The 25,859-nt window shown below is 63.2% G+C and carries 18 protein-coding genes; 6 read left to right on the plus strand and 12 right to left on the minus strand.

The window, feature by feature from the left end:
• Positions 1-9: 9 nt before the first annotated feature.
• The 5 genes from JJ896_16730 to JJ896_16750 all read right to left on the minus strand — a co-directional run bounded on the left by JJ896_16730 (position 10) and on the right by JJ896_16750 (position 5,813).
• A complete protein-coding gene (locus JJ896_16730; GenBank protein ID MBO6781304.1) occupies positions 10-981 on the minus strand; it encodes a glycosyltransferase family 2 protein in 972 nt (323 codons plus the stop codon).
• Between the two features lie 32 nt (positions 982-1,013).
• The gene (locus JJ896_16735) at positions 1,014-2,108 is read right to left on the minus strand and encodes a PorV/PorQ family protein (protein ID MBO6781305.1); all 1,095 of its coding nucleotides are present in this window, start codon (positions 2,106-2,108) and stop codon (positions 1,014-1,016) included.
• Positions 2,109-2,169: 61 nt separating this feature from the next.
• Positions 2,170-3,480 carry a hypothetical protein gene (locus tag JJ896_16740; protein ID MBO6781306.1) on the minus strand — a complete coding sequence of 437 codons (1,311 nt, stop codon included), beginning with the start codon at positions 3,478-3,480 and terminating at the stop codon, positions 2,170-2,172.
• Positions 3,477-4,844, minus strand: coding sequence for an FAD-dependent oxidoreductase (locus tag JJ896_16745; protein ID MBO6781307.1), 1,368 nt, complete (start codon positions 4,842-4,844; stop codon positions 3,477-3,479). Before JJ896_16745 ends, JJ896_16740 begins: the two co-directional genes overlap by 4 nt.
• Before the next feature lie 9 nt (positions 4,845-4,853).
• Positions 4,854-5,813, minus strand: coding sequence for a cation transporter (locus JJ896_16750; GenBank protein MBO6781308.1), 960 nt, complete (start codon positions 5,811-5,813; stop codon positions 4,854-4,856).
• A 63-nt stretch (positions 5,814-5,876) separates the two neighbouring features.
• Between JJ896_16750 and mce the strand changes: the two genes are divergently transcribed.
• The gene (gene mce / locus JJ896_16755) at positions 5,877-6,611 is read left to right on the plus strand and encodes a methylmalonyl-CoA epimerase (protein ID MBO6781309.1); all 735 of its coding nucleotides are present in this window, start codon (positions 5,877-5,879) and stop codon (positions 6,609-6,611) included.
• On the opposite strand, the gene JJ896_16760 is transcribed toward mce, so the two are convergent.
• Positions 6,588-7,658: a hypothetical protein gene (locus JJ896_16760; protein MBO6781310.1), complete on the minus strand. Its 1,071-nt coding sequence runs from the start codon at positions 7,656-7,658 to the stop codon at positions 6,588-6,590. The genes mce and JJ896_16760 overlap by 24 nt on opposite strands.
• Positions 7,655-8,782 carry a hypothetical protein gene (locus tag JJ896_16765; protein ID MBO6781311.1) on the minus strand — a complete coding sequence of 376 codons (1,128 nt, stop codon included), beginning with the start codon at positions 8,780-8,782 and terminating at the stop codon, positions 7,655-7,657. The genes JJ896_16760 and JJ896_16765 overlap by 4 nt, the downstream gene beginning before the upstream one ends.
• Before the next feature lie 182 nt (positions 8,783-8,964).
• Between JJ896_16765 and JJ896_16770 the strand changes: the two genes are divergently transcribed.
• Complete coding sequence (locus JJ896_16770; GenBank protein ID MBO6781312.1) at positions 8,965-10,251, plus strand: S8 family serine peptidase; 1,287 nt, start codon at positions 8,965-8,967, stop codon at positions 10,249-10,251.
• On the opposite strand, the gene JJ896_16775 is transcribed toward JJ896_16770, so the two are convergent.
• Positions 10,233-10,736, minus strand: a complete 504-nt coding sequence (locus tag JJ896_16775) for an ATP-binding protein (protein MBO6781313.1) — start codon at positions 10,734-10,736, stop codon at positions 10,233-10,235. The genes JJ896_16770 and JJ896_16775 overlap by 19 nt on opposite strands.
• Before the next feature lie 73 nt (positions 10,737-10,809).
• Here JJ896_16775 and JJ896_16780 point away from each other — a divergent pair, with 73 nt between their 5' ends.
• On the plus strand, positions 10,810-11,769 hold the full coding sequence (locus JJ896_16780) for a hypothetical protein (protein ID MBO6781314.1): 960 nt from the start codon (positions 10,810-10,812) through the stop codon (positions 11,767-11,769).
• Complete coding sequence (locus JJ896_16785) at positions 11,769-12,311, plus strand: spore maturation protein (protein MBO6781315.1); 543 nt, start codon at positions 11,769-11,771, stop codon at positions 12,309-12,311. The genes JJ896_16780 and JJ896_16785 overlap by 1 nt, the downstream gene beginning before the upstream one ends.
• Before the next feature lie 73 nt (positions 12,312-12,384).
• Here the strand turns inward: JJ896_16785 and JJ896_16790 are convergent, their stop codons facing one another.
• Both JJ896_16790 and JJ896_16795 read right to left on the minus strand, forming a co-directional pair.
• Positions 12,385-12,684 (minus strand): isoamylase early set domain-containing protein, encoded by a 300-nt coding sequence (locus JJ896_16790; protein ID MBO6781316.1) that lies wholly within the window; start codon positions 12,682-12,684, stop codon positions 12,385-12,387.
• A 182-nt stretch (positions 12,685-12,866) separates the two neighbouring features.
• The gene (locus JJ896_16795) at positions 12,867-13,895 is read right to left on the minus strand and encodes a hypothetical protein (protein MBO6781317.1); all 1,029 of its coding nucleotides are present in this window, start codon (positions 13,893-13,895) and stop codon (positions 12,867-12,869) included.
• Positions 13,896-13,985: 90 nt separating this feature from the next.
• Here JJ896_16795 and glgA point away from each other — a divergent pair, with 90 nt between their 5' ends.
• Positions 13,986-15,449: a glycogen synthase GlgA gene (glgA, locus tag JJ896_16800; GenBank protein ID MBO6781318.1), complete on the plus strand. Its 1,464-nt coding sequence runs from the start codon at positions 13,986-13,988 to the stop codon at positions 15,447-15,449.
• Positions 15,450-15,468: 19 nt separating this feature from the next.
• On the opposite strand, the gene JJ896_16805 is transcribed toward glgA, so the two are convergent.
• Positions 15,469-16,680 carry a hypothetical protein gene (locus JJ896_16805; protein ID MBO6781319.1) on the minus strand — a complete coding sequence of 404 codons (1,212 nt, stop codon included), beginning with the start codon at positions 16,678-16,680 and terminating at the stop codon, positions 15,469-15,471.
• A gap of 212 nt (positions 16,681-16,892) precedes the next feature.
• On the opposite strand from JJ896_16805, the gene JJ896_16810 reads away from it, so the two are divergent.
• Positions 16,893-24,140: a tandem-95 repeat protein gene (locus JJ896_16810; protein ID MBO6781320.1), complete on the plus strand. Its 7,248-nt coding sequence runs from the start codon at positions 16,893-16,895 to the stop codon at positions 24,138-24,140.
• Positions 24,141-24,224: 84 nt separating this feature from the next.
• Here JJ896_16810 and JJ896_16815 read toward each other — a convergent pair whose 3' ends face one another.
• The gene (locus tag JJ896_16815) at positions 24,225-25,847 is read right to left on the minus strand and encodes a GIY-YIG nuclease family protein (protein MBO6781321.1); all 1,623 of its coding nucleotides are present in this window, start codon (positions 25,845-25,847) and stop codon (positions 24,225-24,227) included.
• Between the last annotated feature and the right edge of the window lie 12 nt (positions 25,848-25,859).

Below are 25,859 nucleotides of genomic sequence, written 5' to 3' on the forward strand. Positions count from 1 at the left end.
AATGGTTCCTCAGCCCTCCCGCCGATTGCCCGTGGTCCAGACTTCCCGCACGACGTACCGGGGACGTCCTTTCACCTCCTCGTAGACACGTGCCAGGTACGACCCGACAACCCCAAGGAAAAAGATCTGCAGCCCGCCGAAGAAGAACCCTACAAACAAGATGGAGGCCCAGCCTGGCACGGTCGAATCCGTGGCCAGTCGGGCGATGAGCACCCAGACGAGACCAACCACCGAGAGCGCCGACACGCCGAGACCGATGCGCACGGCAACCCGAAGCGGCCTGCCGGAAAACGAAGCGATCCCGTCGAGGGCAAGGCGCATGCGATCACGCCATGCGTACTTGCTCTCTCCTCCCATCCGTGGGGCTCGGTCGTACTCGACGCCGATCTGGTTGAACCCGAGCCAGGATACCAGTCCTCGTACGTATGGCTGCTGCTCGCCAAGCTCACGAAAGGCGTCCAGGACCGGGCGGGAAACGAGTCGAAAGTCTCCGGTATCCAGCGGCGCATCAACATCGGACATGCGCCGGAACACCCGATAGAACGCACGAGCCGTGACCTGTTGGAGGTGGGAGTCCCCATCCCGTTGTCGACGGACGCCATACACGACATCGTACCCCTCCTGCCAGCGGTCGATCATCTCCCGCACGACCGGAAGTGGATCCTGCAGATCGGCATCCAGGATCACGGCCGCGTCTGCGGTGACAAAGTGCATACCGGCGGTGACGGCCAGCTGGTGCCCGAAATTCCGGGAGAAGCGTACCAGCACGTAGCCCGACAGCGACGCGGTGAGCTCCCGAGCCAACCTGGCCGTGTCGTCGCGGGACCCATCGTCCACGAAGACGACTTCGGTCACTTCCGGGGCCTGGACGCGGAATTGTTCGATCTCCCGCACCAGGTCCGCCAGAATGTCGGCCTCGTTGTAGAGCGGAATAACAAGCGCTACTGTATTGCGCTCAGGGATTGAAGGCTTCGCGGGCATGCCACAAACTAGGCAACCCGTTCCGGCGGGACTCAGTCCGCGGAGGGCCGGCGATAGGCTTCTTTGCTGAAGCGATACGACAGCGACACCCGGTGCGAGAATCCAAGCGCTGAGGTGAGACCTGCAAAGTCACCGAAGCCGTAATCCACCGCGATGCCGCGGAAGGCAAAACCAGCGCCGACCGTAGGAGACATGTCCAGTCCCTCGCCCTGAACCTGACGAATACGGGCCAGCCCCGCGCGGAGAAAGGCGACTCCTTCGTAGGCGTACTCGGCGCCGAGCCGCGGATGCAGGGAAACGCCCGCCACGTCGATGGCATTGGCATCCTGCCCGTCAAAAGCCAGATCCAGGTCCGCAGCGAAGGTCAGCGTGCCGGAGGCGGCGGGCGCGGTATGAGCGACCCCGAAGCGTGCAACCGGCAGCACCAACTCGGAGCCGCCTTCCGGCATTTCGTCGCCGAAGACAGTCTCGAGCTGTTGCAGGTTGTCGCTGTTCACACTCCAGCTCTGCAACATGGTGGTCAAATCCTGCAGATTGACACCAAACTGCCAGCTCGGTCCGGTCCATTTGGCCGACGCATCGAACGAATAGCCCCAGGCAGAGGCAAAGTCGCCGATGCTGCGGCGAATGAGTTTGGCTGTCAATCCGATGTCGAGGCGGTCCCGCAGTGTGCGACCGTACCCGACGAAGACCGCGTAATCCGCCGCGGAGAAGGTGGTAATGAAATCGCCAGGATCCGGCCTCGGCTGATCACGCGCCGGATCCCATGCATCGAGCGTATTCTTGATGTCGTTGACGCCGCTGCGAAAAATGGCCAGAGCCACCGTGGACCGGTCCGTCAGCGGCATGGCCCCGGCTGCGTAGTCAAACGAAACCGACCCGGAGAACCGCTCTGCGTGCATGTAGGCAACCTGGGGGAATTCCAGGCCCATGAGCCCGGCCGCGTTCCAGTAGACCGCGTTGACGTCGTCGGCCAAGGCCACATGGGCACCGCCCATGCCAAGGCTTCGCGCGCCGACTCCGCCGGCAAGAAAGTCCGCGCCGTATTTGGCCACGCGCTGCCCCAACGCCGGGTGGGCAGCGAAAATCAGCACAGCCAGGAAGGTCAGACGCAGGCGAACGGTCATGAAGCGGGGTCTTGCGAACTCCGTGCCGGAATGCGGCCCCGCCCGCTTGGTTTCGCCCTCCTCAGCCGAGTCGGCGGAATCGTGCCCCGAACGCCCCGTCAATGCCGTCGCGCTGTGGAAGCGTGGCCAGATGCCCTGCGTCGGTGACCAGCTTGTCCGGCACCGAGTCGAGGGCGCTCTCAGCCTCGAATCCTGCGTGCCTCTCGAGAAACGCCTCGGCCTGCAGTTCATTTTCCTCCGGGGCGATCGAGCAGGTGGAATACACAAACAGGCCACCCGGACGCACCACGCCGGCGGCGGCATCCATAAGCTCCCGCTGAAGCGGGGCCAACTGCGCAAAATCCTCGGGCGATCTGCGCCAACGCAGGTCCGCGCGCCCTGCCAGGACGCCAAGGCCGGTACAGGGCGCATCGACCAGAACCCGGTCCGCCATTCCCTGGTGCGAGCTTGCCCAGTCGCGGAAGTCCGCGGCGACCCGCTCTATCGGACCCGGCATGTCTTCCAGCAGCCTCAGCCGGGACGCGGAGGCATCGATGGCAATCAGCCGACCTGAGCGATCCATGCGTTCGATGAGGTACCGACTCTTTCCGCCGGGGGCCGCGCAAGCGTCGACGATGGTCTCCCCGGCCTGTGCATCCACCAGGCGCACTATAAGGCCCGCGCTCTCGTCCTGCACGACGGCATCGCCGCGCTGGATCCAGCCGGCGCGCACAAGCGGTTGCAACCGGTCAACCTGGACGTAGTCATCCAACCATCTCGACGATCGCCAGGGCACATGCTCCTCCTCGAGGAATCGCTCCAAATCTCCCCGCTCCGCGGCCACCCGGACGCTGTACGCAGGCGGCCGGTTATTCCACATCAAGAGCGCCCGCGTGTCGTCAACCCCGAATCGCCGGAGCCAGCGTTTGACCATCCAGGTCGGATGGGACCACCGCACAGCCAGGGCATCGGCAGATCCGTCGTCCTCAAAGCTCAACCATGGCTTCTTGCGATCCAGTGCCCGCAACACGGCGTTAACCAGTTTCCCGGCCCCTGGTCTAACGTGCAGACGCGCCGCCTCTACCGCCTGGTGCACCGCTGCGTGGGGCGCCGTGCCGGCGACTGCGAGATCGTAGGTGCCCACGCGCAGCAACTCCCGCACGGCCGGTTCGAGCGAGCGGTACTCACCCCGGTAGCAGGTCTCCGCCAGGTGATCCAGCCACCGCTTCCAGCGAGTGACGTTGCCCACAAACGCTGTGGCTACTCGTTCGACATCCTTTGGCAGTCCGGCGCGGCCAACCAATCCTGCGAAGGCGCCCTCATCCTGGATACGGATCAGGCGCTCAACCGCTTCGATGCGACCCCGCACGCCGGCGGACGATGATGCGCTCATGCGTCGAGCAGTTTCTTGAGGGTTCGCGCGGTCTTGAGCAGTGGATCCAGACTCGGCGCAACCGGCGGCGTGTACAGCAGATCCTGATCGTACAGGTCCGAAACCGTGGCACTGGAACGCAGGAGAGGTACCAGGACGTTTGCCCGTAGCGCGGCGCCATCGGCCCCGAGCAGCTGCCCCCCAAGGAGGCGCCCCGACGCACGATCCGCGATCAGGTGCACGTAAATGCGCTCGGCGCCCGGCATGAGCGAGCTGCGGCTTCGATGGGCACCCGTCGTGCTCACCACATCGAAGCCCGCATCGCGCGCCTCCTGAGCGGTCAAGCCAACCGTGGCCACCTCGAGTCCCGCCGCCTTCATTCCGTATGCGGCGACCGTGCCGGGGAAACTCGCAGGCCTGGACCGGCCCGAACGTGCCGCATTGCGTCCGGCTACGTGACCGGTCCGATAAGCGATCGGTGAAAGGGGTACCCAGGCCGGCTTGTCAGTGACCAGATGCGTGACTTCCACGCCGTCGCCACAGGCCCAAACGGCCGTGTGGGACGTGCGCATGTGGGCATCCACCGTCAGGGCTCCGGATCGACCCGCCTTGAGTTCCGGCACCAGGCAGGGCCGAGGCCGAGTGCCCGTCGCCACGAGAATGCGGTCCGTGCCGATCCGCTCGCCATCGTCCGTTACCACTGCCAGAGGCGCACCAATCGACTGGCGCCGGACGGCCACCGCCCGAGAGCCCCGAACCCCGATACCCGCCGCCATGAGGGCCCCGGCGAGTACACCGCCCAGCTCCGCATCCAGCCGGTGGGCCAGCGGTCCATGAGGGGCCAGTAGCGTCACCCGGTGCCCTGCGACGGCCAGCTGCTCGGCCACTTCGATTCCGATGTACCCTCCTCCGATCACGACCCAGCGATCCGAGTGGCCCTCGGAAACACCCGCGACCGTTTCCGCATCCCTCAGCGTGCGAAACGAGTGGATGCCGGGTCCTTCCAGGCCCTCCATGGACGGCCAGGCCACTTCGGCGCCGGTGGCCAGAATCAGCTTGTCGAATCGTTCCGACGTGGAGTGGCCGCTGGCCTGATCCGTCAGGTCGACGCGTCGTTTTTGAAGGTCCACCGCGTTCGCGCGAGTCAGCGTGCGCACAACGACGCCGCGGGTCCGCTCCATCTCGGCCGGGGTCAAGACGACCAAATCTTCTGCTCGCCCTACCACGCCGCTGAGCAGCCAGGGCATTTCGCAGGCTCCGTACGAGATGCGTGGACCCTGCTCGACCAGCAGCACATCTGCGTCGGGGGCCGTGCGTTTGGCCTCTGCAGCTGCTGCCGGACCGGCCGCAACTCCCCCAATCACGATGATCCTTTGCCTGCTCATACGCGGAAACTAGACCCGGCCGGGCTCCGGCGCTTCGTGTCCGTGAGGGTGGGCGGCGTCGTGCCCTTTCTCAGGCTCGAAGTGTGGCGTAACCACTACATCCGCGTGCGGGAAGAGGGCGCGCACCTCGCCCTCCACACGACTGCCACGGTAGTGTGCCTCCACGACCGTCATGGCGTTCGGAAACAGCAGGTGGAATTCTACCCAGACCTGGTTGTGCACGCGCCGGTGCCGCAGTTCATGCCAGCCGTTGACGATACCGCTGGCGACTGCCCGGTCCAGCACCGCCTGCAGGGCCCGTTCGTCATCGGGGTCGGCCTGCTCCATCAGTCCGTAGACACTGCGACGCATCAGGCTGCCAGCCGTCCAGAGGATGTTGATCCCGATCAGAATGGCTGTCACCGGATCAAGCCATACGATGCCGGTCAGCTGGACCAGCCCCACGCCTACGAGAACGCCCAAACTGGTCCACATGTCCGTCAGAACGTGCCGGCCGTTGGACTCGATTACCAGCGAGTGATGCCGGCGTCCCACCCGGATCAGCGCTACGCCGAGCACCAGATTGACCAGCATGAGAGCGGCCGTAATGGCCAGTCCGATGCCCAGTTCGTCCAGGGTCGGACCCGCGATCAGGTCGCCGACGGCCGTGTATACAATCACCACGGCCGCAATCATGATCAGCCCTCCCTCAAACCCGCTCGAGAGGTAGGCAATCTTGCCATGTCCGTAGGGATGCGTGCGGTCCGGTGGACGAACCGCATACCAGACGCTGAACGCCGCAAAACCGGTGGCGAGCAGATGCACCACCGACTCCATGGCATCCGAAAGGATGGCCGCGCTGCCCGTGATGTACCACGCGCCCAGCTTGCCGACCAGCATGACCACAGCGACAGCCACACTCGCCGCCATGACGGGACGCTGCAGGTCCCTTGGCGGCTTCTCGCTGAGATGTTCATGAGTCGTGTGCACATCGGGGTTAACTTGCAAAGCCCGCTCAGGCCCCCACCCCCGGAAATTCTTGGCTGAAGACGCATGCGACGACTGGAGCACATCGGCATCGCTGTAGCCGAAGCCGACGCCACCCTCGATATCCTCAAACGCGTGCTGGGCACGGAGCGCTACAAGCAGGAGACCGTGGAGGCTGAAGGGGTAGCCACACACTTCCTGCTGGCCGGCAGCACCAAGCTGGAACTGCTGGAGTCTCTGGGTTCCGATTCACCCATTGCCGGCTTCCTGGAAAAACGTGGCCCGGGTGTGCATCATCTGGCATTCGAGGTGGATGATCTCGATGCCGAGGCCGAGCGCCTCAAAGCGGACGGATTCACCCTGCTGGGCACCGTGCGGCCGGGGGCGGACGGAAAGCGCATCGTCTTTCTGCATCCTCGAGAAACTGGCAGAATCCTGATCGAACTGTGCGAACAGGCCACCTGGCCGAATCAGGCCTCGGAGACCGGCCCGGTCGTGGTGGTACCGGACACATCGGAAAACGCCGCTCTGGCGCATGCGCTCGCAGCGCGCTGTCGCGTACAGCGTTCGGGTCCGGCGCCATGGGCATCGGTACATCCCCCTGCCGACCTGGCCGGTTCCGGGGTGTGCATCCTAATGGACGATGGGGTCGGGGCCCCCGCGAGCGCCTCACTCACCATCGGCCTAGGCGTCGCCGGGGACGTGCAGATTCCGAAGCTGCTCTGGAAAGGACTGCCGGACCCGTGGGGCGTGGTGGCAGACCTGGTCATTCAGCACCTAGCGACCGAACGTGCGGCGTAGCCCAGGCTCCAGCAATCCACCGTCGTAGCCGAGCAGGAAGACGGCCACGCCGCCCAGTCCGCGCTCACGGACAAACCGGTACTTCGCGTCGAGGCTGCGATCATCCTCGTACCAACCCTGATACCAGCCGTCGGCGCCCTGGTAGGTGTAGTACGGCGAGTCGGTCGTCGGATCCCGCATCACGCCGTGCGTACGGCCACGGTCCAGAGCCGAAATCCGGATGAGCGGAAGCAGGTCCGGCGAAACGGTGGCATAGGTGATCGGCACACCCTCCCCTCGCGTTGAGGCTCCCGAAGCAGGACCTGTGACCGGCCACTCATACCCGAAATAGGGCACCGCCATTACGATGTCCGCCGGGTCAACGCCGAGAGCAGCGTAGCGGGCTGTGATGCCCTCCCAGGATGCACCATTCCATCCCCGCACCGGAGCTACCGGACCGGCCGTTGGAGCGGTCAGCCAGTGCATGTCGTAGCCCTGAACCACCAGATAGTCTGCCGCATCCGCCAAGGCCACCTCGTCGTACGCCTCGCCGTGATCGAACCCGGGCAGGAAGACGGTCAACTCGGCATCCGGCCGCCAGTCCTTAAGCCGAGCCCGCAGTCGGCGCACCAGTTGCGTAAATCCGGCCCGTGCGGCCGGTGTGGAAGCCTCGAAGACCTCAAAATTGAGGTGGGCGCCGTCCGCATCGCCCGCGCGAACCATTTCCATGACCGTTTCCTCAAGGCGCCCCCGGGCATCCGCACTCCCGAGCACGGACGAAAACACGACCGGGTCGAGGATTGCAAACGTCGGCGCAACCTTGCCCCCGGCCCCATGAACCGCCTGAATCATGGGCTGCCAGGCATCGGGCCAGCCATGCCGTTCATGCACAGCGCCAGTGCCGTCAACCGAGAACTCGAAGAACAGCAGCTTGTCGTACAACTCGAGGTCGTAGTCCTTCCAGCTGTCCTGCATCCACCACGCGTGGTAACCCAAAACTCGCGGCTGCGCGGACACCGCGCTGCTCAGCACGGCCAGAACCCCAAGCAGGGGCAGGAATCGCCTCACGGGGAGACGCCGGTCTGCAACTGCTCGCGAGCCGCCGTCAGGGTGACCAGGAGTTCGCGATCGCCGTAGGCCAGCGGAAAGATGGCCACACCGGCCAGCCCCTCGCCGGAGGCAAACAGGTATTTCTGGGCGATGGACTCGGCGTCTTCGAACCATCCCTGGTGCCAGTCCCCGATGCTGTCCCGGTAGGCGTAGTACGGGGAGCCGGACTCGGCGTCACGCAGTTTTCCGTATTCCGCAGCACGATCCCGCGCGCTCGGAATGCCCTCAGGGCCTTTCCCGTAAGCGAGGATCGTGCCCGGGCCCGTCGTGCGCGCTCCCGGCAGGTAGTCCATCGTCGGCCACTCGTAGCCGAAGTAGGGCACGGTAAAGAGCATCTTCTCTGGATCGACTCCGAATCCCAGGAAACGGGTCAGGATGCCGTTCCAGTTGCGACCTGCCCAACCGCTGATGGGAGCCACGGGGCCGGCCTGGTCACCGTGTTGCCAGTGCAGGTCGTAGGCCTGCACGATGAGTTTGTCGAGATGGGGTGCGATGGCGGCTTCGTCCAGCACATCCGCCGGATCTTCCGCGAGCATGTACATGGTGAGTTGTGTGTCCTCGCGACGTTCGCGCATCTCGGCGCGGGCTTCGGCCACCAGATCAGTGACCGCCTGCCGGATCTCCGGATCCACGCGCTCGAACATCTCGAAGTCCAGGTGCACGCCGTCGGCAGAAACGTCGGTTGCGAGGTTGACGATCTCCTCTTTCAGTGCCGCTACGGCCGCAGTGTCCGAGAACACGGCGCGATACGTGTCGGGATCCAGGATCGTAACGCTCGGAATGACTTCGGTATCGGTCGCTCTGGCGGTCGCGATCAGGGCCTGCCAGCCTTCCGGCCACGCGCGGTCATTCTCAATGCGACCATCCTTTCCGATCTCCAGGGAGAAGAAGTAGATGCCGTCCAGGGCATTGAAGTCGTAGTCGCGCCAGGCCTCGCCAGACCACCAGGCATGGTACCCCACGACCTCGAGGCGCTGCGGGTCGGAGTCGGGATTGCCCTCACCGAGCACGTCGGGTTCGGTGATCGTCTGGCATGAAACGCCAAGCACGAGAAACGGCACGAAAAACAGGAGATGTCGCATGGGAAACGGTCTGCGCGATTCCTGTTGGTTTCGGCCTTTTGGGGCATGGTCTTAAAGGGTAGTTGGGGGTGATATGCCGGGCCCGTTGGGGTCGCGGTACAGATTTTTTTGCGGCATCGCGTTACACATTGGCTGGCATGGTCCTCTAGTGGGCATGGAACTCACCCCACCTCTCTCTCATCATGCGACTGACCATCCCCGCAATGGCCGCTCTTGCAGTGGCGGCAGCCGGCTGTGATTTCAACGGCCCGACCCAGGAACCCCTCTCCAAGCTCCGACACGCACACTTGCTGGAAGACGCCCGGCAGTCCGGCCGCACTGCGGGGAAGCGCGACAACGCCCTCGGACTCATCGTCTCCATGAAGCCCGGGGCCGTCGTGCGTCGCTACCGGGTGCTGGAACGGTACAAAGTGCTTGAGCGCTATCAGACAAGCGCACGATTCGAGTATCAGGAAGCATTCTCCGGATTCGCACTCACGATTGAAGACACCACAGGCGGTACCGACTTCTCGGCCATCCTTCGGGCCCTGCAAGACGATGCAGACATTGCCTGGATGGAGCCGGATTTCGACGTCGAGTCGGTTCCTTCCCTGCCCGAGCATTCACACGCGGGCCAACGCATTCCCTGGAGTGTGGCGATGGCCGGAGGCCAGGAGAGCAGCGCAATCTCGGGCGATGGGCAGGGTGCTGTCCCTGTGCCCGTCTACGTGCTGGACACCGGTATCAGCAACCCGGACCTTAACGTGGTTGAGGCGCTCGACTTTCGTGGCGACCTCATAGCTGATCCGGCCGACCATGACGGCCACGGGACACATGTCGCCGGCATTCTGGCCGCCGTCGATGACGCCGACGGCCTCGTGGGCATCGCACCCGGCGCGCTGGTTCACAACTACAAGGTGCTCGGAGATGACGGGACCGCGGATGTGTCGGTCGTTATTGCTGCTGTAGAGCACCTGATAGACCTGCGCCGGACTGATCCGGACCGGCCGATGGTGGTGAACCTTTCCCTGGGCGAATACATCGGCAGCGAAAGCCCCACCGCCCTTGACGAAGCCGTGGCGACGCTCGCCGCCGCCGGAGCCGTCGTTGTGGTCGCGGCCGGAAATCAGGCAGTCGACGCCTCCCACGTCACTCCGGCGCACGTGGCCGATGTCATCACCGTAGGCGCCCACGACGCTGACGGCGTCCTGGCCCCCTACTCCAACTTCGGCTCCGTGATCGATCTGCTGGCGCCGGGCACCGGCATTGTGTCACTGGCACCATCAGTTTCCGATTCCGGAGCACCGGCCCGCATGACGGGCACCTCGATGGCCGCGCCTCACGTGGCGGGTGCGGCCGCCCTGTATCTGTGGGCGAACCCCCGGGCGACGCCATCGGAGGTACGCAGTGCGCTGGTCGCCGCGGCTCGACCCGGAATCCGGGTCCACGGCGGTACCACGGATCGGGCCCTCTATGTCGCCGATTTCTGAAGCAGGTCGTCTATGGCGGCCAGGGCCGTGGCGAGCCGCTCTTCAAGCGGGCCGCTGAGCTCGACGACGCAGGCGTCGAACTCAGCGAGCAGGGCCTCCATGCGCGCCTGGATCCGGAGCCGGTCCTGCGCGGACCCGCGCTGGACTGGCTCCGGATCAAACGCGAAGTCCGGCTTGCAGACGAGGTACAGGTCGGCGAGGCCCCGGCTGGCTGCGGAACGCAGCCAGCCGGGGCTGGTGGCGTGGTAGTGCTCCGCATAGGCAAGTGTGGCCAGCAGGTCCGTATCGAGCAGTAGCACGGGGGTGTCCGGAGCGGTCCGGACGGCTGCCAGATGACGCGCCGCGATGGGCGCCACATCAAACCGACTCAGCGGCCGGCCCACGGCTTCAACATGCTTTCGCGCTGCCTCTGCCACCCAGGGCCAGCCCCGCTCTGCCGACAGCGCACGTACGAGCGTGGTCTTCCCGGTGCTCTCTGCGCCCATCGCCACAACCTGGAGCCTTCGTTCCGTATGGAGTCCGGCTTTGCTATCATCCCGCTGAACAGTCACAGGCGTAATGCTCAATTACATCTGGGGTGGGCTGATCGGATTCAGTTTCCTGTTCGCCATTGTCAGCGACTTCTCGGACGTGGCACGGGACACCTTCCGCAACGGTGAGCCCATTCCCCTGCACATCACCTTTCCTCAAGGGTACGACGAAGCTGCGCGAAGCGTGCCCGTCGAGGTCCGATTCCGTGACTTTGCGGGCGCCTATGGCGTCGAAGCGGAGGATCCGGGCAGCTTTGAAGGGACCCTCATCCAGGCGCGCGAAGGCCGTGAAATCCGCTTTGCCGAGGACGCCACGCTTCCCGAACCGCTTGCCACCATCCGGCAGTACACCTCGCCAAGAGACAACGACCTCCGCGGTCCCATAACGCTGGGCGATGTCGGCGGCGGCGAAGTCACCGGCACCGTGCGCTTCCGGGCTGTGCGCTTCACCAAGATGCAGGCCATCGCGGGTGCTGCTTTCGACATGGCCGAGACCGCCGTGAACCTCGCGCTGGGCCTCATCGGTGTCATGGCGCTTTGGATGGGTCTGATACAGATTGCCGAGAAGTCAGGCATGCTCAACATGGTGGTGCGCGCCACGCAGCCTGCCCTGAAAAGGCTCTTCCCGGACATTCCGGAGGGGCATCCCGCATTTGCGATGATTGTGCTGAATCTCTCAGCCAACATGCTCGGTCTGGCCAACGCGGCCACTCCATTGGGCATCAAGGCGATGGAGAGCCTGCAGGAGTTGAACCCGGAGAAGGACACGGCAACAGACAGCATGGTCATGCTGCTGGCCATGAACACGGCCAGCGTTCAGATCGTGCCCCCGGTGCTGCTCGTGGCCATCATGGGGCTGCAAATCAATCAACTGATCTTTGCCATTCTCATTGTAACCGGGATGTCGCTGATCGTGGCCATCACTGCAGCCAAGCTGCTCGGCAAACGCAAGAAACACCGTGAAACCAATCCGATGAGGCACGCCTGATGGATACCATTCGTGCGTTCATAGAGGTCTTCTCGGTCTTCGTTCTGCCGCTGCTGATCGTCGGCTTCCCGCTGTACGGCCTTTACAAGAAGGTGCCCGTCTACGAGGAGTTCGTCGAGGGAGCCAAGGGCGGCTTTGAGGTCGCAGTCACCATTATCCCGTATCTGGTCGCGATTCTGTTCGCCATCGCCATGTTTCGCGCCTCAGGAGCCATGGACTTCATGATCGATGGGCTCCGTGGCGTCCTCGGACTCATTGGTGTGCCGTCCGAGGTGCTGCCCATGATGATTCTCCGACCATTGACCGGATCCGGATCCGCCGCGATCGTGCTGGACATGATCCAGCAGTACGGTCAGGACTCCATTCTGGTCAAGATGGCGGCCACCATGTTCGGCTCCACCGAAACCACGTTCTACGTGATTGCCGTTTACTTCGGAGCAGTCAATGTCAAGAAGACCCGGCACGCTCTGTCGGCCGGCCTCATCGCCGACATCTTCGCGCTCTTCATGGCGGTGTACGTGGTGCGGCTGCTTTTCGGCTAGCCCGAAGCCAATAAAAAAGGCGGGGCACCACCAGGGCGCCCCGCCTTTCACCGGTCAAAAGCCGGCTGCGAGCCTAGGCCTCGACGACGCAGTTCTCGCCGAAGTACTCGTTGGCCACGTAGGAGTCGGCCTGCTCATCGTTGAGCCACTTGTCGCCGTCCACTACATAACGAAACTGGAAGGTGTCGCCCGGCTTGACGGAAACGCCTTTGGTCCAGACGCCCTTCTTCTTGTCGAGCTTCATGGTTCCCTTCTCGGCGTTCCAGTCGTTGAACTCGCCCACGACGGCGGCGCTGTCAGCGGCCACGTCTGCCGGGAGTTCGAAGGTCACGCGGACCGACTTGCCTTTCGGGCTGATTTTCTTGGAGATCATTGTATTGCTTAAGGAAGCTTCTTTTGCTGAGTTGGAGAAGTGCGGGAGTGATTTCCCCGACACTTGATGCTGAAATCACGCATCGACCAGCCGGATCCTCTTCCCAAATGGAAAAGCGCTTTCGCAACAAAAGCTTAACATCAAGCGCGCGCCGCCTCCATAAAGCGCTGCGGTGTACGGTGTTAAGCGGGTTTTCCGGACGCCGTCATGACCGCCAGTCGCATGGCCTCCCACTGAAGTCGAACCGCCGTGGACAGTGGCAAGGCCGCTACGGAAAGGGAGCCCAGCACGTCCTCCGCGGCCTCTCCGGCTGCCAGTCTTGCTCGTAGTTCTGGCTTCTGCCGGTTGAACTCCAGGTAGGCCTCCGGCACACCCGCTCGGAATGAGCCTCCGACCAGAAACAGCGGAAGTTCCGTAACCACACAGAGCGGGTCACCTCCGAGGGAGCGGGCGTATTCCATGGAACTGTCCCTGAAGCGGGCCGCCGTCTCCGGCTCTCCCCGACTTTCAAAGTAGGTGCGCATGGCCGCACCCTCCGGGGTGGTGGTATAGCCCGGCTCGATCTGAAAGAAGCCCTTTTCGCCCATGCGATTGTGATCGTGCATGCGCAGTCCCTGCGACGCCGAGGCCGCCCGAAACCCGTCTCGAAGCACCGCGGCGCGCCATCCCCAATAGCGATCGATGAGCAGCATGGCTCCGTCGGAGAATCCCATGCCGTGCAGGGACATGTGCAGGTTCAGGGGCGCCGCATACCGCATCGCCCGTGCGACGACCCTGTTCTCAGGGCGCAGGTCAGGGTATCCGAATTCTATGTCCCGGCCTGGCAACTCCCGCACGGCGTGCATCAGGTACCCGGCGAGGTCGGGCCAGCGGCGTATCCAGGACTGATTGCGGGCCTCCCCGTCGGGGTTTACCTGCGGAATGACGGTCAATGACCAGGCACCCAGTAGCTCGGACCAGGCATCGGGACGCCGCTCGACATCCATGAGGAGGGCGAGCAAGGTCTCGGGACCAACCGGCTCGTCGGCATGTGAACCTGCGATTATGGTGGCCCGAAGAGGGCCCTGGCCAAGACGAACGCCGATGACATCCCGGCCCTCTTCTGACTCGCCAAGCTTCCTGGTGGTGAACTCCGAGCAGCCCGTCAGCAGTTCGGTGCGACGTGCCGGCGTAGTGAAGCGGGTCGGATAGTGGTCGAGGGTCGGCAGCACGGTTGGTGAGGTTTCTGTCAGATGGGGGGCCAGCGCTGGAGCGCACACGCCCTGCGTCTATCTTGAGGTTCGGTCAAGCAGAAAATCGTCATGCGCGTAGCGTTCTGCACCAGTGAGACGGTGCCTTTTGCCAAAACGGGTGGGCTCGCGGACGTAAGCGGCGCCCTGCCTGCGGCCCTGGCCCAGCTCGATTGCGAGGTCAAACTCTTCATGCCGCTGTACGACTCGATCAAGGTCGACGACTACGGGTTCGTATTCGCGAGCGATCTGTATGAGCTACCGGTACCGGTGGCGGGCCGCATGCAGCCGGTAAATGTGTTCTACGGGCACATCCCGGACACGTCGGTCGAGGTGTACCTGATCGACTGCCCGCGGTACTACCACCGGGGCTCGCTCTACACGAACGATCCCGACGAGGACGAGCGCTTCATCGTGCTGCAGCAGGCAGCCTTCCAGATCATGCAGCGTTACGCGTGGTCGCCTGACATCCTGCACTGCAATGACTGGCAGTCGGCGTTGATGCCGGTCATGCTGAAGCGCAGTTATGACTGGGACGCCCTGTTCAGGCCGACGGCCTCGGTGCTCTCGATACACAACATTGGCTACCAGGGGCTCTTTTCGGATTCAGCCATCGACAAGGCCGGATTGCCCAGGGATGGCTGGTTTCCAGGAGGGCCCTACGAAAACCACGGCGCATTTTCCTTCCTGAAGTCCGGTCTGGTGTACGCGGACATCATCAGTACCGTCTCCGAAACCTACGCTCACGAAATCCAGACACCCCAGTACGGTGCGGGGCTCGACGGCGTGCTTCGCAGCAGGGGCAGTGACCTGTACGGCATTCTGAACGGCATCGACCCGGAAGTCTGGAATCCGGCCACCGACCCCTACATCGCCGCGAACTACGACGCGGAGAGCCTGGACGACAAGGTCAAGAACAAGCAGGCACTGCTGAAGGAGTTCGGATTGCCGTTCGATGCCGCGACACCGGTCTTCGGCATTGTATCACGCTTCGCCGAGCAGAAGGGCTTTGACCTGCTGCAGCCGATCCTCGAGCCGCTTCTGCGCTCGGAGAAGATGCAACTGGTGGTGCTTGGAAGCGGGTCTTCGCAGATCGAGGACTTCTTCAGTTGGGCGAAGGCGGCCTTCCCGACACAGGTCGGCGTGTACGTGGGGTACAACGAAGGTCTCGCGCACCGCGTAGAGGCCGGCTCGGACTGTTTCCTGATGCCGAGTCATTACGAACCGTGTGGCCTGAATCAGATGTATTCCCTGGCCTACGGCACCGTGCCGGTGGTGCGTCACACCGGAGGCCTGGCGGACACGGTGAGGGACTGGCACGAAATGGGCGGCCAGGGCAACGGCTTCTCGTTCTACGATCCTTCCCCGTACGCGCTAATGACAACCATCAAGCGCGCCATCAACCTGTTCTCCGACCAGGATGCCTGGAGGGAGATGCAGCTGAGAGGCATGTCCACCGACTTCTCCTGGGACCGCTCAGCCCGTCGCTATCTGGACATTTACTGGAGGGCCATCCACAAACGTCGAGGCGAGTAACCCGGACGGGCTCGGCGGGTCACTCCAGGCTCTGCATCTGCTTCTCGCTTTCCAGGGGAGGCGCGACGGCCAGGAAGTCCTGCGCAAAGCGCTGCGAGTAACTCTCCAGCAGTTCGTCCACGCGATCCTGCGATTCGGACCGCACGATCAAACCCGCGTGCTGCTTCTTGTTCATGCGCCAGACGATCTCCTGATCGTCGTAGTGCGCGGTGTCCGGTCGTTCGTCACGGGCAAGACAGACCAGTAGCCCTGCGGAGCGCTTGGCCGGTTTCGGTGCCTCATAGTCCACCTTCAGTATGTTGGCGAGCTCCACACGCGCCCATTCCTCCCAGAGGTTGACGTCGGTCGCATGCTCCACCAGCAGGTCGATGTGCGCGCCTCCGACACGGGCGGCCACTTCCAGGAAGTAGAACGTGCCGTCCTCTCCCTTGATGAACTCGGCATGGGTTGCGCCACGGACCATGCCGAATTCCTTGATAAGCTTGCGGTTGGCTTTCAGCAACGCCTTGCCGTCCGCAGACGATGACGGAACGGTCTTGGTCACGAACACGCCGCCGCCCTGGTAGACTTCCAGCGGAGGCCTGCCGTACTTCGAAACCGCCGCGAACTGCACCTTACTTTCGGAAGTCACGGCGTCGACGTGAAAGACATCGCCGCGCACGAAGGCTTCCATCAGATAGCCTGAGGCCGCATCGCCCAATTCTTCGAGCACAGGCCATAGCTCATCAGGCGCGTTGATCTTCCGGATTCCCATCGCGGAGGCCTCGGTGCGCGGCTTCAGCAGCCATGGACCCGGCGTCTGCTCCATGAATCGCGCTACATCGCCGTGGTTAAACACGGCCGTGAATGGAGGTACCGGAATGCCGGAGTCGCGCGCCTCCACCCGCATGGCGAGCTTGTCCCTGAAGTGCCTGCCCGTGGTTTCGCCCAGCCCCGGTATGCGCAAATACTCGCGCAGCTGGGCGGCCGTCACGGTATCGTATTCGTCCATGGCGATGATGCGATCGATCTTCCGGTCCCGCATCAGATAGGCCACCGCGTTCATGATGTCCGGCTGCTTGTGGATGTCGGGCATCAGAAACTTCTCGTCGATGGCCTCATCCGGCCACGGCTCATCGGCCAGTTTTTCCAGCGTCACCAGGATGACGTGCGCGCCCCGGGCCTTGGCTGCGCGCATGAGCCGGGCGCCCTTGAAATAGGACGCGATGCAGAGAATGGTGGGAGTATGCATGGAAGCGGAGTCGAGGGTTTGGCATATTCAACGACCGGGCCTCCGCGCGTTTCCCGGGCATCCTGAAGATTCTCCGGTCGAACGCCGAATAATCCCCGAATCTCTCCCTCCCCGCTGGCCTTTCCCTCCCCCAATCGTCGCGTATTGGATCAAGCAGCGCTCCCACGGGGCGCCTGTTCAGTCCCTCTCCGGCTCAGCCGCACTGATTCGCAATGAAGCATCTGATTACGCTCGTCGCATTTTTTGGCCTCGTCAGCACGGCAGCAGGGCAGGTTCCGGCGCTGTACTCCGTCGACTCCGGCACCAGCCAGATCTATCAACTGAATCCCTGGGATGGCAGCGTGATCGGCTCTCCGATTGCGACCCCGGTGCCCACATACACTCCCGGAGGAGGTCCTGGGCCGGAGGGCCTGGCGTTTGACGGCGTCTATCTCTACTTCGTCAGCGGCAACGTTTCCGAAACCGGTGGCCCATACACGGCCGTGGACAACAGGACGATTCACCGCATCAACGCCAGCACGGGTGTCGTGGACGCGACCAAGACACTTCCGGCACCTGCCGGCACGCCGGGCGCCATGAACCACGCTATTGACGCGCTGGCGACCGATGGAACAACGCTGTGGGCCCATCGGCCGTACGACAATGTGGTCTTCGAGATCAGCCTGGCCAGCTTCACCAGTGCCTCGACCCCGCCGTCGTTTACGGTAAACGTTACCAGTTCGCTGGGAGGCATGGGGTTCAACCCGTATGACGGTTTCCTGTACCTCTCCGAGCCGGCTTCTTCCAAGCGGGTCCTCAGGGTTCACGCGACGGGCGCTTCCAAGGGGAACGTGCACTCATCCTTCGACATGCCGAGTGACGGCATCCTGGGCATCGACTTTGTGCACAACAAGCTGTTCGTCAATCAGCCGACGGAGATCGTCGATGTAAGCCCGACCAGCGGCACCACGGCGCTCGAGCTGAATCGCTTCGGGGGTCCGGGAGCCATGCCGCTGATTTCCGCCTTGGCCGGGGGCCCGGGATCCAGCTGGGTCTGCCGGACCGACGTGCTGTACTCGGTGAACAGCTTGCGGTCGAGCATTTCGGTGTACGATCCCAACGTGGGAACCATCCTGCACGAGTACCTGGCCCCGATCGCCACGCAGCCCCCGGGCGGCAGTTTCGGCGGACCCGAGGGCCTCGCGTTTGACGGAACCAAGCTGAGCTACATCAGCGGCGATCATCCGAGCACTCCGGACGTGGTCTACAAAGTGGACCCATGCACCGGCGCGGTACTGGACGCGGCGACGCCACCCTGGCCTTCAGTTCCCGTCACCTCGCCCCCCACGGACCCCACGATTGACGCACTTGCGAACGGCACGCTCGGCGGAGTCGACATGTTGTTCGCGCTTCGTCCGGCCACGAATGAGATCTACCATTTTGACAACGCGACGGGATCGCTGGTCGGTACGACTACCCTGACGGTCAATGGAATCGGCGGCCTTGGTTTCTCCAACGCTCGGCAGACCTTTTTCGTCTCCGACTTCAACGCAAGCCCGAACACGGTCTTCGAGATCAACCCCGCCTCCGGAGCGCCGATAGCTACGCACACCCTGCCGGTGGGAGATGTGCTGGGTGTGGACTTCGTGGGCAACAGGCCCTTCATCTCGCAGAACAAATCACCCGGCGAGATCAAGGAGATTGACTTCGCGGGCACGGTGCTGAACTCGTTCTTCGCCGAGGACGACCAGCCGAGCGCGCTGGCAGGTGGGCCGGGCACGCCGCCCACCGCACCGACGGGAACGGTGGGGCACGCACCCCTCTTCTCCATCGACAGCGACACTGACCTGATCTACGAACTCGATCCGTTCAACGGATTCGTCATCCGCTCTTTCCCGACGCCGGTGCCGTCCCACAAGCCGAGCGGCGGCGGCCCTGACGGCCTGGCGTACGACGGCACGACGCTGTACTACACGAGCGGGAATGCGTCGGAAACCGGGATGGGCTACACCGAACTCACCAACCGGACCATCTTTTATATCGATCCGAACACAGGACTCGTGATCGATACGATGACGCTGCCGCCGGCCTCCGGCACCGGCAACCTGGACCAGGCCATCGACGCCCTGGCCAGTGACGGCACGTTCCTGTACGCAAACCGCCCCTCGGACGGCGTGATCTTCAAGATCAACCCGGCCTCAAAGATCTACTCGACCATCACGCTGACGGGTGTGCAAAAGGTCGGCGGCATGGGCTTCAATACACAGGACGGCTATCTGTATATCTCGGATTCGTCCACGAATACCATCCACATGGTGGACCCGTCGACCGGCGGCACCGTGGGGAACTGGAGTACCCTGCCGGAGGACGGCGTGCTGGGCATCGACTTCGTGCTCAGCAAGATGTTTTTGTCGCTCCAGTCCACGCAGGAGATCGTGGATATCGTGCCCAGCAGCGGCGCTCCACGACTGAACAAGTTTCCGCAACCCGGTTCGGGATTCAACGCAGCGCTTGCGGGTCCACCCGGACTGCCGCCCACCTGTGACACCGACCTGCTTTACAGCGTCGACAGCGAGAGTCGCACGATCACCGCGATGAACCCCAACAACGGTAACATCGAGCGGCGATTCCTGACTCCGGTAACGACCCATCCTCCGGGCACGCCCTCGACGCTCGGCGGCCCCGAAGGCCTGGCCTTCGACGGCAATGCGCTCTACTACATCTCCGGCGATGACGGCTTGTATCCCGAGACCATCTTCACGGTTGACCCGTGCACCGGCCAGGTGCTGGATACGATTGAACCATCTTTCCCGGCACCAGGCGCAGGCCTCGATGCGACCATCGATGCGTTGGCTTATGGGGACCCGGGAGCGACGCCCACGCTCTTCGCATTGCGTCCGGCCACCAACGAGGTCTTCCACATCGATCCCGCCACGGGTGCGATCATGCATACGACCACCGTGGCTGTCAACGTGATTGGAGGTATGGGATTCTCCAACACCCACCAGTCCCTCTTCATCAGCGACTGGGGTTCGACGCCCAGTCTCCTGCATGAAGTCGATCCCGTCAGCGGCGCGATTCTCAATACGATGACCATGTCCGGCTCGGACATGTTGGGCGTGGACTTTGTCGACAACCGCCTGTTTGCAGCCACCGACAACGGATCCGGGCTGATTGAAGAACTCGACCTCGTGGGCACAGTCCTCAACAGCTTCCCTGCCCCGGATGTGATGCCAAGCGCACTTGCCGGTCCGCCGGCTGCGCCTCCGGTCCTCGCCAACGTCACGTTCGAGGTCAACACCCTGCCCTATCAATTGGCGGGACTCTTTGACCCAGCCGCCGACGAGGTCCATGTTGTCGGTCCCTTCAACGGATGGGCTTGTCTGGACCCGTCTTGCATCATGACGGGCGTCGGGGATGGAGACTATGAGGCGACCCTCGAGATTCCGGGTTTCCCGGGCCAGGACGTGCCGTACAAGTTCTTCATTAACCTCGATCCCGTTCGCTTCGGTGCGGCACCGCCTCCCGTGTGGGAGGAGCCGCATGATACCGGGGGGGCAAATCGGTTCTTCCAGTACAGCGGCATTGACATGGACGTAGGCAAGGAGTCGTTCAACGACCTCACCGCCGCGAACATCATCCCAGCCGGCACCCAGATCGACGTGACGTTCAACGTGGACATGGACGGTGCGCCCGGATTTGACGGCACGACCGACAAGGTGTGGGTCAACCTCGGACTGGAACCACTGTTTGCGATCTCGCAGGGCTTCACCCAGGATCAGCGATTTGAACTCCTGCCGTCCGCCACTGACCCCGACCTGTTTGAAGGCGTGGTCACTCTTCAGGGCCCCGCGCCCTCCGGGTTTCTGTTCAAGTATGCATTCGGCCCAGACGGCACAAATCCGTTGGGCGAAGAACAGGGGGCTGATTTTGATGACCCCGGCCGACGACGCGTTCGCTGGGTGGCTCCGACCGCAGCGGGTTGGCCAACTTCCGTCCGGCTGCCCATGGACGAGTACACGCCGACCGGACCACTGCCGGTCGAAATGAACCCGGCCGCCCTGACCGCCAACGACGACTCCTATTCCACTCCTGAGGACACGCCCATCACGCTCGACGTGCTGGCCAATGACATCGATCCGAGCGGGCTGGGCCTCGAGATCGATGAGGTCACGGATCCGGGAGCAGGCGTAACCCTGTCGGATGCCGGAAACGGGCGCATTCTGTTCACACCGGACGCGAACGTGAACGGCGCTTTCAGCTTCAGGTACACCGTGGAGGACGCCGCGGGGCGCACGGACCAGGCCACCGTCTCTGTCCAGGTCACTCCCGTGAACGATGCGCCGCGTGCCGTGCGTGATGAGGCTGAGACCAATCAGGGCACGCCCGTATCCATCCCAGCGCTCGCAAACGACACGGACCTGGACGGCGACAACCTTGCGATTTCCAGTGTGGAGGACCCCCCAAATGGAAGCGTCTCGATCGGGTCTGGAGGAGACATCACGTACACACCGGAACCAGACTTTGTCGGAGCCGATCGATTCACATACACGATAACTGACGGGGAGGCTTCGGCCCGTGGGTCAATTGTCGTCACGGTGAACAGCGTCAATCAGCCCCCCGTGACACCCGATGTCGACGAGGTCATCGACGAAGACTCGTCGATCACCCTCGCGCTGCTCGCCGGCGCGAGCGATCCAGACGGCGATGCGATCAGCCTCACGACGGTGACAACGCCAGCGAACGGCACTGCCACGGACAACGACGACGGTACCGTTACTTACACACCAAACGCCAACTTCTCGGGCACCGACACTTTCCAGTACACGGTGGCAGATGCCAACGGAGCGGATGCGACTGGCACGGTTACGATCACAATTCGCCCATCGAACGACCCGCCAGTGGCCGTCGATGATGTGCGCCGGGCCTTTGAAGGGTCGGCTGCGGTATACGACGTGCTGGCGAATGACTCGGACCCGGACGGCGACGCCCTTTCCATTACTTCGGTCGGGGCGGCCAGCAAGGGCACCATCGCCCGCAAACGAGGGGGAATCGAGTACACGCCAAACGCTGGCGCATCGGGTAGCGAAACCGTCAGCTACACGGTGGGCGACGGAAACGGAGGAAGGTCGACTGCCAACCTGATCATCACTATCACGCCACTCCCGGCGGATAACGACGGCATCGACGAAGCCATCGAGGCGGCCGCACCCAACAATGGAGACGGCAACAACGACGGCGTACCCGACAGTCAGCAGGCTAATGTGGCTTCGCTTCCGAGCGCAGCAACCGGCCAGTACATCTCGGTCTCCTCAGAACCCGGATCCGAGGTCACGGGACTAACGTCGACCACGCAAAGCCCCGCACCGCCGAGCGACCCCCCTCCCCCGGAGGCAGAGTTTCCACAGGGATTCCTTGATTTCGAGATTCGTGGAGGCATCGGCAACCCGACGTCCGTGGTGCGCATCAGTCTGCCGGAAGGCCACGGCATCACCACCTATTTCAAGTACGGCCCGGAACCAGACGACGATACGCCGCACTGGTACGAGTTCACGTATGACGGTGAAACAGGGGCTCAGATCATCGGAAACGAGCTCATCCTTCATTTCAAGGATGGTGGACGGGGCGACGACGATATGTTGGCCAACGGCGTCATCGTCGACCCCGGAGCGCCGGCGAAAACACCGAACAATCTGCCGGTTGCAGCACCCGACCAGGCCAGCATAGATGAAGACGAGTCCATCAGCATCAACGTGCTCGCCAACGACTTTGACGACGATGCAGACACAGTCACACTGATCCAGTTCACACAGCCGGACAACGGAACCGTCACGCTTTCGGGCGCGGAGCTCCTGTACACCCCGAACGAAAACTTCTTCGGTCAGGACACCTTCGAGTACATCATCTCGGACGGCAGGGGCGGCTCGACTTCGGGCACGGTCACGGTGGAAGTCGCGGCGGTGAACGATATCCCGGTTGCCGTGGCAGACTTCGTGACCACTGATGAGGATACGCCCGTTCGTATTACGGATCTGCTTGCGAACGACACCGATGTGGAGGGTGACCCGATCTCACTCGACCTGGTCATCGCGGCGGACAAAGGCCTCGTTGCACGCAACGTTGACGGCTCCGTCACCTACACGCCTCCAGCCGAGTTCAGCGGTACGGATACCTTCACCTACACGGTGAATGACGGCCAGGCCCAATCCGCACCGGGTCGGGTGACGGTGACGATCAACACGGTGAACGATGCCCCTGTCGCCGAGGCTGACTTCGGCACCATCGAAGTCGGTGAGACTTCGGTCACAGTCGACGTGCTCTCCAACGACACCGACATCGACTCGCAGAATCTGACGGTCACAGATGTGAGCGGCGCGCAGTTCGGTACGGTAAGTATCCAGAGCGACGGCACCGTCGTCTACGTGCCGGGTCCGGCCTTCCAGAACCTGGACTCCTTCACCTACACGGTGTCGGACGACGAGGGGGCCACCTCAACCGGTACGGTGACCATCGCGCTCGGAGCAGCCGCCCCGATCGCCGAGGACGACGAAGGCACGGTGGCGGAGGACAACCCGGTCGTGATCCAGGTGCTTGTCAACGACACCGACCCCAACGGCGACGCCCTCACGGTGATCTCTGTCAGCGACCCGCCAAACGGAACGGCCACTGTCGATCAGGACGGAAATGTGGTCTACACGCCTGATGACGACTTCTTCGGCACGGACTCGTTCACCTATGAGATCAGCGACGGTGGCATCACGACCTCCGCCACAGTAACTGTGACGATCACGCCCGTGAACGACGCTCCGCGCTTCGACCCGGACGTCTCCGTGTTCGTCTTCCCGCTTGACGGCTCACAGGTGTTCGTGGGCGGCGAAGTGTTCGAGAACCCGGTCGATTCCGGTGAAGTCATCACGATTGACTTCAACGAGGCCGTAGACGTCGAGGGCGACGCGCTCACCTACAAGTGGGTGCTGGGCTCCGACGAAGAAGTGACGACACCGGTGCTGCAGACGGACACGGACGAGACCGAACTCACCGTCCTGGTTTCGGAGATTGCTGAAGTGCTCGACAGCGCCGGCGCTTCCCCGGGAGAAGGTACCACCGTGTATCACCGCATCATCGCCTCAGACGGTGAGCTGGAAACCGAGAGTGCCGTATCCACCTTCACCTTCGTCAGGGGGTATATCACGTCCGTCGAGGATGAGGCGCTGCCCGAGGAATTCGAGTTGCAGCAGAACTATCCGAACCCGTTCAATCCGGTGACGCGGATTCGATTCGGGCTCCCGGTTTCCGAGCATGTGCATATCGAAGTGTTCGATGCGCTGGGACGACGCGTATCCACCCTGGTCAACGACACCATGCCGGCGGGGTGGCATGACGTGACGTTCGAAGCCGTCGACCTTCCCAGCGGGGTTTATCTCTATCTGATGAAGAGCGGGACCTACTCGGAGTCCAGGTCCTTCGTGCTGCTGCGATAGCAGTGGCTGGTGTTCCGGTGTACAAAGGCGGTCGGGCGTTGTCCGGCCGCCTTTGTGCGTTTACCTGCCGATGGCTTGTCGAACCTAGGCCGGCGTGAGCACGCCTTCTCGCACGCGTTCGCCAAATTCAGCCAGCGACTCCCCTTCCTGTCGTCTGAACGTCTGCAGACCCGAGCGGTGCAGGTGGGACCAGTGTGCGACCACGTGTGCCGACTCGGCCTCCTCACGGCCCAGCTGGGCCGCGTCGCCTGCTCCGTCGAATGCCGAAGCCAGAAGGCGGTCCAAATCCTCGTCCCTGGTCGCAAACGCTACGGGCAGTCCCGACCGCAGGGCGACCATCTCCACCCGCCCACCTGACATTCGGGCGATGAGCACCGCATCCCGGTCAAAAACACGCGGTGCAAGCGGGCCAGGTCGCTGCGCTCGACGCTGCAACAGGTCACTCCAGTCCCGCAGGGTCGCGGCAGCCTCAAAGTCGAAATCGGCGGAGGCATCCTGCATGGACTGGGTCATGCGCCCCTGCACGGCCGCGACGTTGCCCATCAGGAATGAACGCTCATCGCCGGGGTCTGCAGCACAACGGGAAAGCCATCCGGCTGCCCGCATCATGTGCTCCCTGCGCTCCCGGTCGAGCGGATTGCGAATCAGCGGTCGATTGGTATATCGACGGTCGAAGCAGGCCTCCAACACCTCCGCCATCACTTTGGCAAACAGCGCGCCAGACATCGGCCCGTGATAGCAAGCTCCGTCGCGGCGGATCACGGTTCGCAGGGAGACCTCACCCTCCTCCAGTCTCAGGAACGGCCGCTTGCGATAGGTCCTCATGGCGCGGTTGTGGCGCGGTCGATCTTCCTTGATCGCATGAGACTCATGCAGCATGGCCTCTAGCTCGGTGTCACATTGCGTCCACGATATATCGTGTATCCGTGTCATCATTTTGCGTGTACGAGGCGGCAGGGCCTCAACAGCGACAACATATTGGCGAAGGCGGTGCCGTAAAGACCGGGCCTTTCCGATGTAGAGAAGTCGTCCCTTCCCGTCGAAGAAGCGGTACACCCCCGGAGTGACCGGAGCGTTCGCAATCAGGCCCGTGCGCAACTTCTCAAGCCGCCGGGTCACAGCGCCACTCGTGGCGTAGTGACCCACCTGCAGGCGTCGCAACGCTTCGGCATCCCGGGCGCCCAGTGTCTCAGCATGGGGCATGAGCCGGATCAGTACGCGACCGGTGAGGTCCGCGTCATCCAACGCTCGGTGACGGCGCTCGATGCTCAGCCCGTAGAACTCCTTCAAGGCGTCCAGGCCCTTCGACGGCAGGCCCGGCAACAATCGCCGCGCGAGGCGAAGCGTACACAGAAAGGGTTCTTCGAAGGCCGCCCTCGCGTCCGTGCGCAGAGCCTCGAGGGCCAGAAAGCGCTGGTCAAATCCGGCATTGTGCGCCACGAGATGCGCGTCCCCGACCCATTCTCGAAAGCGTTCCAGCACCGGGCCCACAACGGGTTCGCCGGCCAGCATCTCGGGACGGATCCCGGTCAGGCGGGTGATGGTGGACGGCAGCGGCCTCTCAGGGTCCACGAGCTGTTCAAAGCGCTCGGTGATCAGGCCACCTTCAATGCGTACCGCACCGATTTCTATGATGCGGTCCTCCGTCGGGTCTGTACCCGTGGTTTCGGTGTCAACAACTACGAAGGATTGCTCATTCAGAGCCATGGCGCGACCTCG

The sequence above is a fragment of the Rhodothermales bacterium genome, from assembly GCA_017643395.1.
Classification (GTDB): domain Bacteria; phylum Bacteroidota; class Rhodothermia; order Rhodothermales; family UBA10348; genus JABDJZ01.

Excerpts from the sequence above, each read along its gene's own strand:
- JJ896_16730 (MBO6781304.1), bottom strand. The coding sequence starts at position 981 with ATGCCCGCGAAGCCTTCAATCCCTGAGCGCAATACAGTAGCGCTTGTT.
- JJ896_16735 (MBO6781305.1), bottom strand. The coding sequence starts at position 2,108 with ATGACCGTTCGCCTGCGTCTGACCTTCCTGGCTGTGCTGATTTTCGCT.
- JJ896_16740 (MBO6781306.1), bottom strand. The coding sequence starts at position 3,480 with ATGAGCGCATCATCGTCCGCCGGCGTGCGGGGTCGCATCGAAGCGGTT.
- JJ896_16745 (MBO6781307.1), bottom strand. The coding sequence starts at position 4,844 with ATGAGCAGGCAAAGGATCATCGTGATTGGGGGAGTTGCGGCCGGTCCG.
- mce (MBO6781309.1), top strand. The coding sequence starts at position 5,877 with ATGCGACGACTGGAGCACATCGGCATCGCTGTAGCCGAAGCCGACGCC.
- JJ896_16765 (MBO6781311.1), bottom strand. The coding sequence starts at position 8,782 with ATGCGACATCTCCTGTTTTTCGTGCCGTTTCTCGTGCTTGGCGTTTCA.
- JJ896_16770 (MBO6781312.1), top strand. The coding sequence starts at position 8,965 with ATGCGACTGACCATCCCCGCAATGGCCGCTCTTGCAGTGGCGGCAGCC.
- JJ896_16775 (MBO6781313.1), bottom strand. The coding sequence starts at position 10,736 with ATGGGCGCAGAGAGCACCGGGAAGACCACGCTCGTACGTGCGCTGTCG.
- JJ896_16780 (MBO6781314.1), top strand. The coding sequence starts at position 10,810 with ATGCTCAATTACATCTGGGGTGGGCTGATCGGATTCAGTTTCCTGTTC.
- JJ896_16785 (MBO6781315.1), top strand. The coding sequence starts at position 11,769 with ATGGATACCATTCGTGCGTTCATAGAGGTCTTCTCGGTCTTCGTTCTG.
- JJ896_16790 (MBO6781316.1), bottom strand. The coding sequence starts at position 12,684 with ATGATCTCCAAGAAAATCAGCCCGAAAGGCAAGTCGGTCCGCGTGACC.
- glgA (MBO6781318.1), top strand. The coding sequence starts at position 13,986 with ATGCGCGTAGCGTTCTGCACCAGTGAGACGGTGCCTTTTGCCAAAACG.
- JJ896_16805 (MBO6781319.1), bottom strand. The coding sequence starts at position 16,680 with ATGCATACTCCCACCATTCTCTGCATCGCGTCCTATTTCAAGGGCGCC.
- JJ896_16810 (MBO6781320.1), top strand. The coding sequence starts at position 16,893 with ATGAAGCATCTGATTACGCTCGTCGCATTTTTTGGCCTCGTCAGCACG.
- JJ896_16815 (MBO6781321.1), bottom strand. The coding sequence starts at position 25,847 with ATGGCTCTGAATGAGCAATCCTTCGTAGTTGTTGACACCGAAACCACG.